Annotated in this window: 5 protein-coding genes; all 5 read right to left on the reverse strand. The window is 73.1% G+C overall.

All coding sequences use genetic code 11. The features are described from left to right. A partial coding sequence (locus CR470_RS26200; RefSeq protein WP_143663871.1) for a beta-ketoacyl synthase N-terminal-like domain-containing protein occupies positions 1–1,814 on the reverse strand: 1,814 nt, incomplete at its 3' end. Then, positions 1,811–6,472 (reverse strand): type I polyketide synthase, encoded by a 4,662-nt coding sequence (locus tag CR470_RS26205; protein WP_097869996.1) that lies wholly within the window; start codon positions 6,470–6,472, stop codon positions 1,811–1,813. The genes CR470_RS26200 and CR470_RS26205, both read right to left, overlap by 4 nt. Positions 6,473–6,523: 51 nt before the next feature. Beyond that, entirely contained in the window at positions 6,524–11,086 is a 4,563-nt protein-coding gene (locus CR470_RS26210) for an SDR family NAD(P)-dependent oxidoreductase (RefSeq protein WP_097869997.1), read from the reverse strand. Continuing rightward, entirely contained in the window at positions 11,083–12,330 is a 1,248-nt protein-coding gene (locus tag CR470_RS26215) for an ACP S-malonyltransferase (protein WP_097869998.1), read from the reverse strand. The genes CR470_RS26210 and CR470_RS26215 overlap by 4 nt, the downstream gene beginning before the upstream one ends. Then, positions 12,327–16,091: non-ribosomal peptide synthetase (locus CR470_RS26220; RefSeq protein ID WP_143663872.1), on the reverse strand; the 3,765-nt coding region annotated here is incomplete at its 5' end. The genes CR470_RS26220 and CR470_RS26215, both read right to left, overlap by 4 nt.

Consider the following 16,091-nt stretch of genomic DNA (forward strand, 5'->3'; position numbering starts at 1 on the left):
TCGTCGCACCGGTGCCGCAGCGGCTCGGGGAGGGCGGCCCACCGGCCGGCCCCGGGCGCGGGTGCCGTGCCCGTGCCGCCGGACACCGCCGCCTCGCCGGAAGCGACGGGCCCGGGGCGCCCGCGCAGAACGGCCGTACGCCCGTCCGCGAACGGCTCCTCGTGCTCGTGGCGCGGGCGCAGCAGGCGCTCCAGTCCGGCCAGCAGGCCGTCAAGGTCCTCGCACAGGACGACGGCCCGCACCGACTGGTGCTCCCGGCCCACCCGCATGGTGTGGCAGATGTCGTCGAGGCGGTACGGGGGGCCTGCGCGGAGGAAGGCGAGCTGTCGCGCCACGGACCGGGCGAGGAGCGGCTCGCTGCGCGCGGAGATCGCGTACAGGTGGGTCTGCGGACCGGTCCGCTGCCGCGGCGGCGTCCGGGGCGCCTCCTGGAGCACCACGTGGGTGTTGGTCCCGGTCAGGCTGAAGCTGCTCACCCCCGCGCGGAGCGGCGTCGCCTCCGCCTCCCACGCGGTGACCCGGTCGTTCACGTACACCGGCGAGTCGACGAGGTCCAGGTGTGGGTTCGGGGCCTCGAAGTGCAGCGACGGAACCATCGTCCGGCGTTCCAGGCAGAGCGCGGTCTTGACGAGCGAGACCAGACCCGCCGCTCCGACCGTGTGTCCGATGTTCGACTTGACCGAGCCCAGCGCGCAGAACTGCCTGCGGTCGGTGAACTCGCCGAACGCGGAGGTGAGGCCCTTGACCTCGATCGGGTCGCCCAGGGCCGTCCCGGTGCCGTGCGCCTCGATGTAGGACAGCGACTCCGGCGGAATGCCGGCCCGCTTCCAGGCCTTGATCAGGACATCCTTCTGGGCCCGCGCGTCGGGGGCGGTGATGCCGTTACTGCGCCCGTCGTTGTTGACCGCGTTGCCGACGATCACTCCGTAGACGTGGTCACCGTCGGCGGTGGCCCTGGCCAGCGGTTTGATGTGGACGCCGACCGCGGCCTCGCTCCAGACCGTGCCGTTGGCCCCGGCGGCGAACGCCCGGACGTGCTCGCCGGATTCGGTCTCACTGCCGAGGCTGCCCGGGGAGAGGAAGAGGTTGATCCCGGCGACGAGGGCGCTGTCGCAGTCGCCCTGGCGGATGGCCTTCATCGCCGAGTCCAGGGCCACCAGCCCGGAGGAGCAGCCGGTGTCGGTGACCGAGGCGGGCCCCCGCAGGTTGAGATGGTAGGAGAGCCGGCTGGCGAGGATGCCCGACCAGGATCCGGCGTACGCCGAGAAGTCCGGCTCCGCGAGGAACCGCAGGTAGGACATGGCCAGCCGGTGCGAGTGGTCGTTGCCGACGAAGACTCCGGTCGCCGACCCGTCCAGGTCGCCGCGGGTGTACCCCGCGTCCTGCATCGTCTCGATGAGGACCTCCAGCATCTGCCGGTGGTACGGGTCGAGTTCGACGGCCGCCCGGGGCGGGATGCCGAAGTACTCGGGGTCGAACAGGTCGACGCGGTCCAGGAACCCGCCGCGGCTGAGGTTGGTGGGGTCCGGCAGGACCCGGCGCAGGTCCTCCAGGCGGTCGGGCGGGTAGTCGCCGATCGACTCGCGTCCCGCGACGAGGTTGTCCCAGAACCGCTCCTTGTCCGGGGCGCCGGGCAGCCGGCAGGCGATCCCCACGATGGCGACCGGATCGTCACCGGTCCCTCTCCCGCCGTCGGACGGCTCGACCGCGCGAATGAACTCCTTCGCCCGCTCGACGTCCAGGCGCTCCTCCCGCACCTGCGTCAGCAGGTACTTCAGGAGTTCCTTGCGCCGTTGTTCCCGCCGTTCCGTCACGGCTTCCCCCCGTCGTCCTCGATGTCGCCGAACACGGACATCAGCTCGGGGTCGCCGATCTCGGCCAGCGCCTCCAGCAGCACCTGGTCCCCTCCCCGGGCGGAGGGCTGCTCCGTGCCCGGGTCGCTCTGCCCGTCGATGTACGCGGCGAGGTCGACGACGGTCGAGTACGAGAACAGGTCGGCGATGTCCACCCTCCCCGGGTAGGCCTGCTCGATCTCCGTCAGCAGGCCCGCCGTCATCAGCGAGTTGCCGCCGAGGTCCTGGAAGGCGGTGTGGGCATCGATCTCCGCGAGGCCGAGCACCGCCCCGTAGACGGACGCGATCCGCAGCTGGGTCGGGGTCGGGTCGGCCAGACCGGTCAGGGCTCCGCCCACCGCCGCCGCCCCGGGCTCCTGCCGGGTGCCGGCGGCGCGGGCGGCGTCGACGGCGGCGGCCGGGACCGCGAAGGGAAGGGTGTCCAACTCGCGGAGCAGCACCGGGAGGTTGAAGTCGGCCGGGACGACGCCGTCTGCCGGGTGGCGCAGGAGGTACGCCAGCCAGGCCAGCCCCTCCGGCACCGACACGGGCAGGAACGGGACGTCGTCCGGGTCCACCCCGTGGTCGACCGCCATACCGGCCCCGGTCCACGTCGGCCAGTTGACCGACAGGGCGCGCACGCCGGCCGCCCGCGCTCCGGCGGCCAGGGAGTCCATGAAGGCGTTCGCGGCGGCGTAGTCACCCTGCCCGGGTCCGCCCATGAAGGCCGTGATCGACGAGAAGAACACGACGAAGGGGTCCGGGTGGGCGGCGGCCAGCTCCAGCAGCGCGACGCTCCCCTCGACCTTCGGGGCGAGTACGGCGCCGTAGACCGCCCGCTGCTTCGACGCGAGGAAGCCGTCGCCGGCGACCCCCGCCGCGTGGACGATGCCGGAGAGGCGTACGCCGTCGGCCAGCAGGCGCTCGCCCAGACTCCGCACCTCCTCGGCCCGCGACACGTCGCAGCGCAGGTACCGCGCCCCGTCGAGCCGTTCGAGGCGCTGCCCGGTCGCCTCGTCGAGTTCCCGGCGGCCGAGCAGGATGATCCTTTCGGCGCCCCGCGCCGCCATCTCCTCGGCGACGCTCAGGCCCAGCCCGCCGGCTCCCCCGGTGACGAGGAAGGTGCCCCCGGCGTAGGGCGACGGTGCGTCCTCGTCCTCGTGTTCGGTGACCCGGTCCAGGGACCGCACGTACACCTGTGAGCCGCGGATCGCGCGCGGTGCGGCGCCCGGAGCGCCGAGGCACTCGCGGGCCAGCAGTTCCGGGGGTACGCCGGGGCACGCGTCGACGATGCCGACCGGCAGGTGCTCCTGCCCGATCACCATGGCCAGGGCGGCGGTGGCGGCGGCGCAGGGGTCGGTGACGGCGTCGGCGTCGGCCACCCGCCAGGCGTTGCCGCCGAGCACCCGCAGCCCGAGCGGAAGCTTGACCCGGTGCGCCACCAGCCCTCGGTACAGCTCGAACAGCATGTCCACGCCGCCGCCGCGCCGCTCCGCGTGGGACAGGCCGTCGGCGGCCGTGAAGTCGGTCGCGAACAGCAGGCCGCGCACCTTCTCCGAGCGCAGCCGGGCGCACAGCTCCCGCACGCCCTCCTCGTCGGGCGCGAATCCGCCGCCCGACGGGGCGTCGGCGCCCAGAGAGCAGGTCACGATCCGGGCTCCCGTGCCGGTGAGCGCTCCGACGAGATCACGGCCGGCCGCGGTGTCGCGCACCACGACCGCCCACGCGGCGTCCCGGTCCACCGGCTCCCCGGCCGGGGCGGCCTCCTCCCAGCCGACCCGCAGATACCGGCGGGGGCCGGTGACGCTGAAGCGCGTCCAGTCGACCTTTTTCACGGTGTAGCCGGTGATCTGGCCGAACACCTCGCCTTCGAGGTCGGTCAGGTCGACGTCGAAGGTGATCGTCTCGGCGCCGGGGCCGCCGTCGCGGACCGTGCGGACCAGGGAGCAGTACGACGCGGGGGCCGCGCGGTGCAGGACGAAGTCCTTGTACAGGTACGGCAGATAGGTCTCGCCGTCCCGTTGCGAACGGACGTTGACCGCGTTGTCGAGCATGGCCGGGTGCAGCCCGTAGACCCCGGTCTCGGCGTCGGTCCCCGGGGGCAGCCCGAGCAGGGCCAGCGTCTGCTCGGCGTCCCGCCACTCCGCGCGCACAGAGTCCCAGCGCGGTCCGAACCGGAAGACGCCCGTGTCGGCCTCGAAGGCGACCGGGTCGGTCACGGTGGCGGCCGCGCGCCGCACCGCGGCGAGGTCGACGGCGGGCCCCGGTGTCACGGTGGGCGCCCCGCCCACCCGGCCCTCTACGTGCGCGACCCAGTCCGCGCCGTTCCGGCTGGCCACCCTGAACGTGTAGCCCTCCCCGGACCGCTCCAGCCGGGTCCGTACGGTCGCCCCGGCGCCGGCGTCGACGGCGAGGGGAACCCGGAAGACGACGTCCTGGAACCGGACGGCCCCGGGGCCGGCGACCGAGGCGTGGGCGGCCCTGGCCATCTCCAGGTACGTGGTGCCGGGCACCACCGCCCTGCCCTCGATGCGATGGTCCGCCAGCACCCAGTGCCGCTCGGCCGACAGCGTGTTCTCGAACTCCGCACCGGAGTCCGAGCGGCTGATCTCCTGACCGAGCAGGGGGTGCTCGGGCGGGGCGCCGAAGCCCTGGACCCGGGTCCGCAGCGGCCGGGCCCAGTGCCGGGTCGGGGCGAACGGGTAGGTGGGCAGCGGCACCCGGCGGCGGGTGTCCTGCTCGTGGTAGCGGCCGAAGTCGATCCGCGCGCCCCGGACGTAGAGGGGGGCCAGCGCGGTGAGCGAGTCGTCGCCGGAGCTCCGGGCCGCGGTGAGCAGGGCGGCGGCCTCCGCCGACAGGCGCTCCAGGGTCTGCCGGGTGACGTCACCGGCGGCGAAGGCCCCCTTCCGGTCGCTGACGACGGCGTGCGCCCCGTAGTGGACGCCCTGTTCCGCGTCGGTGCCGAGGCCGCGCGCACGGACCCGGGCGAGGGAGTGGGCGAGCTGCTCCCCGCTCTCCGCGATGATCAGCAGCCGGTGCTCGTGGTGCGCCCGCCCGACGTTGGACGTGTAGCAAATGTCGGCGAACGACCACGGGCTGCCGGAGAGCAGTTCGGCGTAGCGGTCCACCAGTTCGCCGAGGGCCTCCTCGGTCCTGGCGCTGACGGTAAGGCAGTAGCGGCCCCGGCGCGGGTCCGTGGGCCGCTGGGCGGGCGCTTCCTCCAGGACCAGGTGGCAGTTGGTCCGGACGAACCCGAAGGAGCTGACCGCGCCGCGTCTCGGGGCGCCCGCGGGGGTGTCCCAGTCCGCCAGCCGGTCGTGGACGTAGAGCGGGCTCCCGGGGAAGTCGATGTACGGGTTGGGCACCTCGAAGTTGGCCGACGGGGGCAGCACACCCGTCTCCAGCGCCTTGACCACCTTGGTGACGGCGGCGACGCCCGAGGCTCCCACCATGTGCCCCATGGTGGTCTTGAGCGAACCGATCCCGCAGAACTGCCGGCGCGAGGTGTGGCGGCGGAACGCGTTCGACAGGCCCCTCGTCTCGATCGGGTCGCCGAGCGCCGTCCCGGTGCCGTGGGCCTCGACGTAGGTGATGGTCTCCGGTTCGACGCCGGCCGCGGACCAGGCGTCGAGGATCACCCGCTCCTGGAGTTCCGCGCGCGGTGCGGTGATCCCGCTGGACGTGCCGTCGTTGTTGATGGCCGAGCCCTTGATGACGGCCCGGATGTGGTCACGGTCGGCCAGGGCGCGCGCGAGCGGTTTCAGCAGGACCATGCCGGCGCCCTCGCCCCACACGGTTCCGTCGGCCCGTGCGTCGAAGGTGCGCACGGCGAAGTCGCTGGACTCGACGCTCTCCATCGTCGCCCCGGACATGTACGCGGCCTTCACCTCGCCGACCTGCGACATGTTCAGGCCGCCGGCCAGCGCCATGTCGCACTCCCCCGCCTGGAGCGAGCGGACCGCCTGGTGGATGCTCACCGCGCCCGCGGAGCACGCGGTGTCGGTCATGACGCACGGTCCCGTGAAGTCCATGACGTAGGAGATCCGGCTGGCCACCAGGCCCTCCCACGAACCGGAGAGCTGCATCGCGTTCCGCTCGGAGAACATGCGGTAGTACGAGTAGTTGGTCTGGTCGCGTCCGAGGAAGACCCCGGTCCGTGTGGACCGGGCGCCCTCGCCGCCGTAACCGGCGTTCTCCAGCGCCTCGTGGGCGACTTCCAGACCGATCCGCTGGTACGGGTCCATGTAGTCGGCCTCCAGCGGCGGAATACCGAAGAAGCGCGCGTCGAACCGGTCGATGCCGTCCAGGTATCCGCTCCGGGAGTAGATGCGGTCCAGATCGGACTCGTTCACGACCGCGCCGAGAATGACCTCGGAGTAGTACGGGTTGCGCAGGATGTCGTACATATCCGCCTTGCGCGGGGCCGGAAAGTCCCGGATGCCGCTCTTGCCGAGCCGCAGGAACTCCCAGAACTCCTCGACGTCGCCCGCGGTGGCGTAGCGGCCCGCCATACCGATGACGGCGACGTCCTGGCGGGAGGCCGGCGCGGACGTCAGCTCCCGCAGCAGCGTCTTCGCCTTCTCCCTGGTGATGCGTCGCTGTGCGACCTGTTCAAGGATGAAAGCCTTCACGTTGTCCATCTGACATCCCGATTCTTTCGAAACGACCCGAATCCGCACGACCCGAATCCACTACAGGAGGCCACGGGTCTCCTCCACCGTGATCTCTCCCTGTTCCACCATGTCCAGCAGCCGGTCGAGGTCGTCGGCCGTCGCGTCGGGGGCGGGTTCCGGTCCGCCGGACGTACGGCCCGCCGCGGTGCCGAGCCGGGACGCGACGCACGCCGCTTGGTCCGCGATCGTCGTGAACCGGAACAGGTCGGTGATGTCCATGAGGTCCGGGAAACGTTCGTCGTAGTGCCTCAACATCTGCGAGGTCAGCAGTGAGTTGCCGCCGAGGGCGTCGAACTCGTCGTAGGCGTCCAGGTCCGTGACGTCGAGCGTGCGCGCCCAGATCTCGGCGACCGCCCGCTCCACGGCCCCGACGCCGTCCAGCCCGTGGAGCACGACGGACCGCGCGTCCGCGGCCCCGTCCGGCCGGTTCACCCGGGCGGGGGGCGCCACCGCCCGTCTCCGGCCGGGCATGAGGACCGCCGGATGGTCGTCGCGGGCCATGAGCGCCCGGAGCAGCCGGGTGCCCTCGTCCGGGTCCAGCGGTGGGAAGAGCTCGTCCTCGTCCACGGCGTTCAGGCGCGCGGCCATCCCGGTCTCCCGCCACGCGGGCCACTGGATGCTCAGCGCCGGCAGCCGGTGCGCCCGGCGGTACTGGGCCAGGCTGTCGAGGGCCAGGTTCGCGGCGGTGTAGTCGCTCTGGCCGTGCGTCGGCAGGAGCCCGGACACGCTGGAGAACTCCACGAAGAAGTCCAGGTCGTCGTCGAGGGTCGCCTCGTGGAGGGCGACCGCGCCGAGTGCCTTGGGGCGGTACACGGCCATGAACGCCTCGGCGGTCTTGGTGTGCAGGAACCCGATCCCCGGCCGTCCGGCCAGGTGGATCACCCCTCCGATCCTCCCGTGGCGCTCCCGCAGTTCAAGGAGGGTACGGGCGACCGCCGCCGGATCTCCCACGTCCAGCCGTACGACGTCGGCGACGGCCGGGTCCTCCTCCCCCGGCCCGGACCATGGTCCGGGGGCGGTGCCCGCACGGTCCGAGCCCAGCAGGACGAGCTTGCCGAACCCCTGCCGGACCAGGTCCCGCGCCACGGCGACGCCCAGTCCTCCGGTGCCTCCGGAGATGACGGTGACCCCCTCGGGCGGCACCGGTCCGGCGGTGGCGTCCGGCAGGGTGATCGCGTGCCGCTGGACCACCGGTTCGTGAGGCTCCGCGTCGCGGTAGAACAGCAGCGGAGGGCGGCCGGTGGCCCGCGCCTCGGCGATCAGGGCCTCCGGCGGGGTGCTTTCGTCGAGGTCGACGCAGCGGATGCCCAGGGCCCGGTGTTCGAGGGCGGCGATCCGCATCAGGCCGAGCAGGCCGGCCTGTCCGGGGTCGGGCGCGTCCTCCTCCTCGGTGACGGCGAGCGCGCGACGGGACAGGGCCAGCAGGCCGCCGGCGAGTTCCGGCCGACGGGCGGCCAGGAGCCTCAGGAGGGCGGCGGCCCGCTCCACGGGTTCGAGAACCCGCTCGGCGAGCGGCGCGTCGTCGTCCGGCTCGGGTACGCAGCCGAGCATCGCGAAGGCGAACGCACGGCCCTCGCCGATTCGTTCGTCGGCGGCGTCGCGCACGTGCAGGAGATCGTGGCCGGCCGCCCGGAGCCCTTCGGTGAGGGGGCCGAGCAGCGGGCCGAAGCCACCGCAGAGCAGGACCGTGCCGCCGACGGCGGGTGCGGGGGCGGCTGCGGGGGCGTCGGCCTTGCGGTAGCCCTGGACGTAGCCGTAGCCGCCGGTGCCGCCGAGGTCGAGGCCGTCCGCCGACTTGATGCAGTAGTTCTCCACCGTCAGCACGACCCGGCCGGCGGGGTCGGCGACCGTCACGTCGAACGCGTACAGCCGCCCCTCGACCGAGGTGGGCCGCTTGCGGAGGTGCGCGACGACACGGGCCGGCAGCGGGGCGTGGACCGTCAGCTTCCCGTAGGACAGCGGCAGGTAGAGCCGGTCCTCGTCGTAGAGGTTGTTGGGCGCGTTGATCAGCGTGTCGAGCAGCGCCGGGTGCAGGTGGTAGCCGTCCAGCTCGCCCTGGAAGCGCGCGGGGAGTTCGAGTTCGTAGAGCAGCTCGGTCAGCTCGGGGTTCGCCCGGCCGCCCCGCATGCTGCCGGTCCACCGTTCGCCGAGGGTGAGCCCCTTGGACGAGTCGAGCTCTTCGTCGTAGTCCAGTGCGCGGGGCAGTCCGCTCCGCAGGGCGTCGGGGTCGACCGGGTCCGGGGCGGCGGCGGGACCGGGAAGGAGTTCCGCGGTGGCGTTGCGCACCCAGCCGCCGTCCGCGCCCCGGGCGGCGACGGTCACCTCCCGGAAGCCGGAGCCGCTGTCGTGTTCGAGGACGACGTGGAGTTCGGCCTCCGTGCCGTCCTGGACCGCGAGCGGTGCGGCGAACCGCAGATTCCGCAGCGTCATCCCGGCGGCGTCGTGGCCGAGCAGCAGGGCGGCCCGCACGATCAGTTCCAGCAGGCCGGTGCCGGGGAGGACGCTGACGCCGTCTATGCGGTGGTCCGCCAGCTCCCAGTAGCGGTGCGGGGAGAGCCGGCACACGGCGATGTCCCGGTCCAGGCTCCGCACCAGGTGGAACCCCGCCGCCGGCCCGCCGCCGGGGCCGCGGCCGTCGGCCTTGATCCAGCAGCGCAGCGGCTCGAACGGGTAGGTCGGCAGCGGGATCCGGCGCGCGCCCGGGGTGGAGGCGCGCGGCCAGTCGACGTCGGCGCCGCAGACGTAGCGGCGGGCGAGGCGGCGCAGGCCGTCGCGGTCGGGCGCCCCGTCGAGCAGCAGGTCCGCCTCGCGGCTCAGCCGCTCGCGCTCCGCCGCGGTGATCCGGTGGGGGCCGCCGCGCTCCCCGGCGGCGGCCACGATCCGGAACTCGCCGGTGGCGATGTCCTCGTCCGCTGCCGGATCCCCGTCGCTTCCGGCGAACCGGTCGAGGAGGGTGAGGAGCCCGGGCTGGTCCGCGAAGACGAACGCGGCCCGGGCCCGGTGGTGCGACCGCCCGGTCGAGGCGGTGTGGCACAGGTCGGCGATGCGCACCTCCCGGGTGCCGAGGAACTGCCGGTAGCGCTCGACCAGCCGCCGCAGGCCCGCGGCGTCCGGCGCGCTCAGCGGCAGCACCGAGAGGGCGGGTGCGGGCGCGGGATCGGGGGCGGGCTCCGGGTCGGCGCTGCGGACGACGAGGTGGCAGTTCGTGCCGCTCAGGCCGAAGCTGCTGATGCCCGCGTACAGGGTCTCGTCCGGATCGTCGCCCCACGGGACCGTGCGGTCGTTGACGTAGACCGGGGACAGCGGGAAGGCGATGTTCGGGTTGGGCTCCTCGAATCCGAGGCTCGCCGGCAGGGTCCGGTGCCGCATGGACAGCACCACTTTGGCCAGGCCCGCCAAGCCGGAGGCGTTGTCCATGTGGCCGATGTTCGTCTTCACGGTGCCGATCGCGCAGAACTGCTTGCGCGAGGTGTGCCGGGAGAAGGCGCGCTCGATCCCGCCGATCTCGACCGGGTCGCCGAGGCGGGTCGCCGTGCCGTGCGCCTCGATGTAGCTGATCCGTTCCGCCGGGACGCCAGCGTCGGCGAGCGCCGCGTCGATGAGGTCGGCCTGGGCCTCCGCGTTGGGGGCGGTGATGCCGTTGGAGGCGCCGTCCTGGTTGACCGCGCCGCCGAGGATCACGGCGTGGACGGTGTCGCCGTCCCGCCGCGCGTCGTCGAGCGCCTTGAGGACGAGGACGACGCAGCCCTCGGCCGCGCTCGTCCCGTCGCTCCTGCGGTCGAAGGTCCGGGTGCGGCCGTCGCCGGAGGAGGTGTCCTGAAGGTCCTTGATGCCGATTCCGGAGCTGTCGGCGACCACCGGGAGCAGGTCGCTGTTGACGGCGCCGACGAGCGCCATGGTGCAGTCCCCGCGCTGGACGGCCCGGCAGGCCGTGTGGACGGCGACCAGGCCGGAGGAGCAGGCGGTGTCGATGAGCATCGCCGGTCCCCGCAGGTTCAGCAGGTAGGCGATCCTGCTGGCGATGATCGACTTGACGTTCCCGGCGACGGATATCTCCGGGGCGTCGGGGGCGACGGCCTGCAGCATCGTCCGGTAGTCCTCGCCGAAGTCGCTCGACATGCCCGCGTAGACGCCGACCTTCCGGCCCCGGAGCCCGGCGTTCAGATGACCGGCGTCCTCCAGCGCGGCCCACGCGGTCTCCAGGAAGATCCGCTGGTTCGGGTCGACGGCACGGGCCTCCTGCCGGGACATCGAGAAGAACGGGTAGTCGAACGCGGCCACCGAGGGCAGGCGGGTGCCGCCCCAGTACCGATCGGCGGAGGGCGGGGGCGCGCCCCTCGCGGCGAGGTAGGCGTCGACGTCGGCGCGCCGCTCCTCCGAGAGTTCGCGGTGGCCGCGCTCACCGCGGACGGTCATCTCCCAGAACCGGTCGAGGTCCGGGGCGTCGCCCACGCGGCCGCTCATCCCGATGACGGCGACCGGGACGTCGGCGCGTCCGGCACCGGAGTAGTCGATGCGCACCTCGGCGTCCTCGGGGAGGTCCGCCAGGTTCAGGTCGCCCATGGGCAGGAGCGGGCTCACGTCGAGGCCGCCTCGACGTGCACCTGCAGCCCGGCGCCGCCGGTGCGCCGCAGGATCGACGCGATGCGCTCCCGCTGCTCGGCGTCCGGCACGTGCTTGGTCCGCATGACCGTGCGCAGCAGGTCGAGGGCTTCCTGCCGCTGTTCGCCGGTGAGTTCGTCCGCGTCGGGCCGGGCGAGCTGCTGGAGCCGGCGGTAGGGCTCGATGACGCCGGCGGCGTAGTCGTCCTCGTCGAAGTTCCGGTTGCGGGTCGCCGCGGCGGCGCCGAGGCACAGCCCGACGAGGCCGGGGCGGTTCGCGTGCTCCTCGACGGCCTGGTCGAGCACCGCGCGGGCGGCGTCGGCGTCCTCGTCGAGGCTGTGGGCCACCGCCTCGTCGACGGTCCCGGAGACGAGCCTGCTGAGCACGTTCTTGGGCCCCACCTCGATGAACCGCGTGACGCCCGCGGCGGTCAGCGTGGACATCACGGCATCCCACCGGACCGGTCCCGTGAGCTGGGCGCGGAGGGCGTCCCTGATCTCCTGTACGCTCCCGTACACCCGGCCGGTGACGCTGCTGCAGACCGGCAGGGCCGGCTCCGTGAAGGTGATCCTCTCGATCTCCGCGACGTAGTCGGGGACGGCCGCGGCCATGAACGAGCTGTGGAACGCGCCCGCCACGTTGAGCCTGGCGACCTTGCAGCCCCGGTCCTCCAGCAGGCTCGTCATCCCCTTCAGCTCCTCGTGCGTGCCGGACAGGACTGCCTGCCGGTCGGAGTTGTAGTTGGCCACCTGCACGGTGCGGATGTCGGCGTTGAACTCCTCGACGCACTTCTCGACTTCGGCCACCGGCATCCGGAGCGCGGCGATCATCCCCGTCTCCCCGCCGGCCGTGCAGGCCTCCATCGCCTCACCCCGGACCTTCACCAGGCGCACCGCGTCCTCGAAGCCGATCGCTCCCGCCGCGAGCAGTGCGGTGATCTCGCCCAGGCTGTGCCCGGCGAGGTGGGAGACGGGCAGCTTCCGGTCCCGGCCGAGCACCTCGTACATCCCGAAGCTCAGGACAAGGAGCGCCACCTGTGCGTGCCGTGTCCGGGTGAGTTCGGCCGGGGACCCGGTGTAGCAGAGGTCGGCCAGCGAGTAGCCGACGATGTCGGACGCCTGCGCGAAGCGTTCGCGCACGCTGCTCTCCGACTCGTACCACCTGCGGCCCATCCCGGAGAACTGGGACCCCTGGCCGGGGAACAGGAGCGCGAGGTTGGTCATGATTGATCCTTCCGGTCCGATACGTGCGGGCGCGCGAGTGCGGCGTCGGCCGTACGGGGAGTGGCGGGGGTGCCGTCGGCGGTCGTGGCCGTCCCGACGGCGCCCAGCAGCCTTACGTAGCCGCGGAGCAGCCGGTGCACGGCCTCGGGGTCGATCTCGTGCCGGTGCGCGAGCGTCACGGCCGCCCGGCGCCCGGTCAGGGCGGTTCCCAGCACCAGGTCCGCGTGCTGCAGGAGATCGCTCCCGGCGGTCCTTCGGTGGTCCGCGCAGGCGATGGTGACCGTGCCGTCCTCGCCGCGCCCGGGCCGTACGCGGTCGAGCCCCACCGCGCGGTCCGGGTCGCCGACGAGCCGGAGGTAGTCGTCGACGAGTTCGGAGAGGTCGGCCCTGCCCGCGAGGTCGAGGCGGACCGGGACCGCGCGGTCGGGTCCGGTCACCACGCAGAGCGTGACGGAGTCGCGGGAGAGCGTCTTACCGACGGTCAGGGCGAACGCGGCGTGGGCCAGGGCCTGTGCCGTGCGCCCGTCGTCTCCGACGGGCCGGCGGAGCGCCGCCGCCGCATTCGCCGGCAGCGCGGCCTCGGCGATCCCGTCGGCCCCCCGTCCCGCCGCGAACCACGCCGCGGGCAACCGCATGCCGAGGTCGGCGACGGCGTCCGCCGACCGGTCCCGGGCCTGTCTGCGTTCCAGGAGTCTCTGCTGCCCGCCGAGGGTGGGCTCGGCGAACAGGTCGCTCATGTCGAGCACTCCGGGGTGGACGGCGTTCAGCTTCTCCAGCAGCAGGACGAGGCTGAACGAGTTGCCGCCGAGGTCGAAGAAGCTCTCGTCCGGGCCGAACGGCACGTCGCCGAGCACCGCCTTCCAGACCAGGAGCAGGTCCTCGCTCACCGGTGAGGCGTCCGGGCCTTCCGCCCGGTGGGGGCCGGAGGGCGCGGGTTCCAGGCGCGCCAGCGCCGGGCGGTCGATCTTGCCGCTCGTCGTCATCGGCACGTCGGGGACCGCGGTGAGCGTGGCCGGGATCATGTAGCCGGGCAGCTTCCGGGACAGGAACTCCTTGACCTCTCCCGGGTCCGGGGCGGCGTCCCCGCGCGCCTCGTAGAAGCCGCGCAGGACACGGTTGCCCGGGGAGATCTCGTCGACGAACACCCCGGCCGAGGCGACCTGTTCGTGCTCGGCGACGGCCTGTTCGATCTCCTCCAGCTCGATCCGGTAGCCGCGGATCTTGACCTGGTTGTCCGTCCGGCCCAGGCAGTGGACCTCACCGTCCCGCCACACGGCCCGGTCGCCGCTGCGGTAGATCCGTCCCTCGCCGAAGGGGTTGTCGCGGAAGGCCTCGCGGGTCAGCTCGGGCCGGTTCAGATACCCGGGCGAAACGCCCTGTCCGCCGATCCAGAGGTCGCCCGCCGTGCCTTCCGCGACGAGCTGGAGTCCGTCGTCGAGCACGTGGAAGGTGGTGTTGGCGATGGGCGTGCCGATGCTGACGGACGCCGCCCGGGTGACCTCCTTGACGCTGGACCAGATGCAGGTCTCGGTCGGCCCGTACACGTTGAAGATCCGGCCCGGCGACCAGGCCCGCAGGTCCGGCAGCAGCTCCTCCGGGAATGCCTCGCCACCGACGACGAGCCGTTCCAGCGGCGCCAGGGCCGCTCGCGCCGCGTCGGGATCCGCGCCCAGCATCCGCAGTCGGCTCGGCGTCATCTGCAGGTACCGCACGCCGTTGGCGGCCACGAACTCGGCGATCGCCGCCGGCGTTCCGGCGTCCTCCTCGTCGGCCATGGCCACGGTGCCGCCGGTGACCAGCGTCATCAGGGTCTCCAGGAGGTGGATGTCGAACGACGGCGTGGTCAGGCACGCCACCGTCGCCCCCTCCTCCCAGTCCAGGGCTCCCGGCATGCCCGACAGGAAGTTGGCGAGCGCCCGGTCGGTGACCGTGACGCCCTTGGGGCGGCCGGTGGAGCCCGAGGTGAAGATGACGTACGCGAGGTCGTCCGGCCCGCCCGCTTCCGTCCCCGGGGCCGGTGCGGCGGGCAGGTCCTCGTCCCGGATCGTCGTCGCCGTGTCCTGTCCCAGGATCTCCGCGGTCTCCGGGGAGCACAGGACCGTGGCCGGCGCGGCGGCCCCGATCACGGAACGGAGCCGTTCGGCGGGGTCCGTGGGGTCCATCGGCAGCCAGGCGGCCCGGACGCGGCGCACGGCCAGCATGGCCGCGACCAGCTCCGGCGACCTCGGCAGCAGCAGGCCGACCAGGTCGCCCTTTCCGAGCCCCCGGTCGCGGAGCAGGGCCGCGAGCCGGCCGACCCGCTCGTCGAGCTGCGCGTACGTCGTCACCTCGCCCCGGTGACGGATCGCCGGGCGGTGGGCGTACGCGGTGAAGGCCCTGCCGAACTGCTCGCCGACGCCCGGCACGTGCGGCAGGGCCGGTCCAGCGCCCCGGGAGAGGAGCCGCTGGGCCGTGGCGTCGTCGATCAGCGGGATCTGACCGATCAGGCGGTCGGGGTCCGACACCGCTTCCACGACCAGGGTGTGGAACCGGCGCATCAGGTCGGCGATCCGCCGCTCGCCGAAGACGCCGGAGTGGTTCAGGTCGACGAACAGGCCGCCGTCGCGCTCGACGAGTTCGAGGGTCAGGGCGAGCATCGACCCGCGCATGCCGAAGTCCTCGCCGGTGGCGGTGAGCGCGCCGAAGCGGTGCGCCCGTTCCCGCGCGTTCGTGTAGATGAACATCGTGTCGAACAGGGCGTTGCGGCCGGAGTCGCGCTCCAGGTCGAGTTCCTCGATCAGTGTGTCGTACGGGTAGGGCGCGTGCTCGATCGCCGCGAGACCGGTGTCTCGGACCTGCCGGAGGTAGTCCGACAGCCGGGTGCCGGGCGTCGGCCGCAGCCGCAGGGGAAGCGACTGGGCGAACATCCCGACCGTGCCGTCGAACGGGCCGAGTGCCCGCTGGTCCAGCGGCACGCCGACGCACAGGTCGCTCTCGCCGCCCGACCTGGCCAGCAGCACCGACCACAGCGACAGATAGAAGAGGAACGGTGTCGTCCGGTGACGCCGGACGACCTCCGTGACAGCCCGGTGCACCTCGGGGTCGATCTCGCTGTAGTGGTGCCGCCCGTCGAAGTCGTTGACCGCGGGCAGCGGTGCGTCGGTCGGCACGGCGAGAGGCGGGGGTAGGGTCGCGAACTCGCGCAGCCACCACCGGCGGTGGTCCTCGTAGTCGGGCCGAGCGGGCAGTCCGGAGCGGAGCCGGACGTACTCGGCGTAGTCCGCGGGTTCTTCGGCAGCGGTGAGCCGCCCGTGCGTCAGGTGGTCGGCGAGCTCGTCGATGATCAGTTCCAGCGCCCGGCCGTCGACGACGATGTGGTGGAAGGACATGACGAGGTCGTGGCCGCCGTCCGCGCGCACGACGATTCCGTACCGCCACAGCGGGGCCCTCGACAGGTCGAGCGGGGCGTTCATCACCTCGGCGACCTCCTCGGCGCTCGCACCGTCGAAGAGGTGGAACTCGGGCTCGGCGTCGGGCAGGACATGGCAGACCACGTCAGAGGCTCCGATCCCGTAGCCGCACCGCAGCTTGGGGTGCCTGCGGGTGATGGCCCGAAAGGCCGCGTCGACCCGGTCCGGGTCCAGCGGGCCGTCGAAGCGCAGCCGGGCCGGGACCTGGTAGGCCTCGTTCCCTCCGCGCATGCGGGAGAGGACGTAGAGCCGCTTCTCCTCGGCCGAGACGGCCAGCGGCCCGCCGAAGGCGGCGGGCGCGAGGGCCGCGCC

This window comes from Streptomyces sp. rh34 (assembly GCF_002551245.1).
Lineage (GTDB): Bacteria > Actinomycetota > Actinomycetes > Streptomycetales > Streptomycetaceae > Streptomyces.

Excerpts from the sequence above, each read along its gene's own strand:
- CR470_RS26215 (WP_097869998.1), bottom strand. The coding sequence starts at position 12,330 with ATGACCAACCTCGCGCTCCTGTTCCCCGGCCAGGGGTCCCAGTTCTCC.
- CR470_RS26205 (WP_097869996.1), bottom strand. The coding sequence starts at position 6,472 with ATGGACAACGTGAAGGCTTTCATCCTTGAACAGGTCGCACAGCGACGC.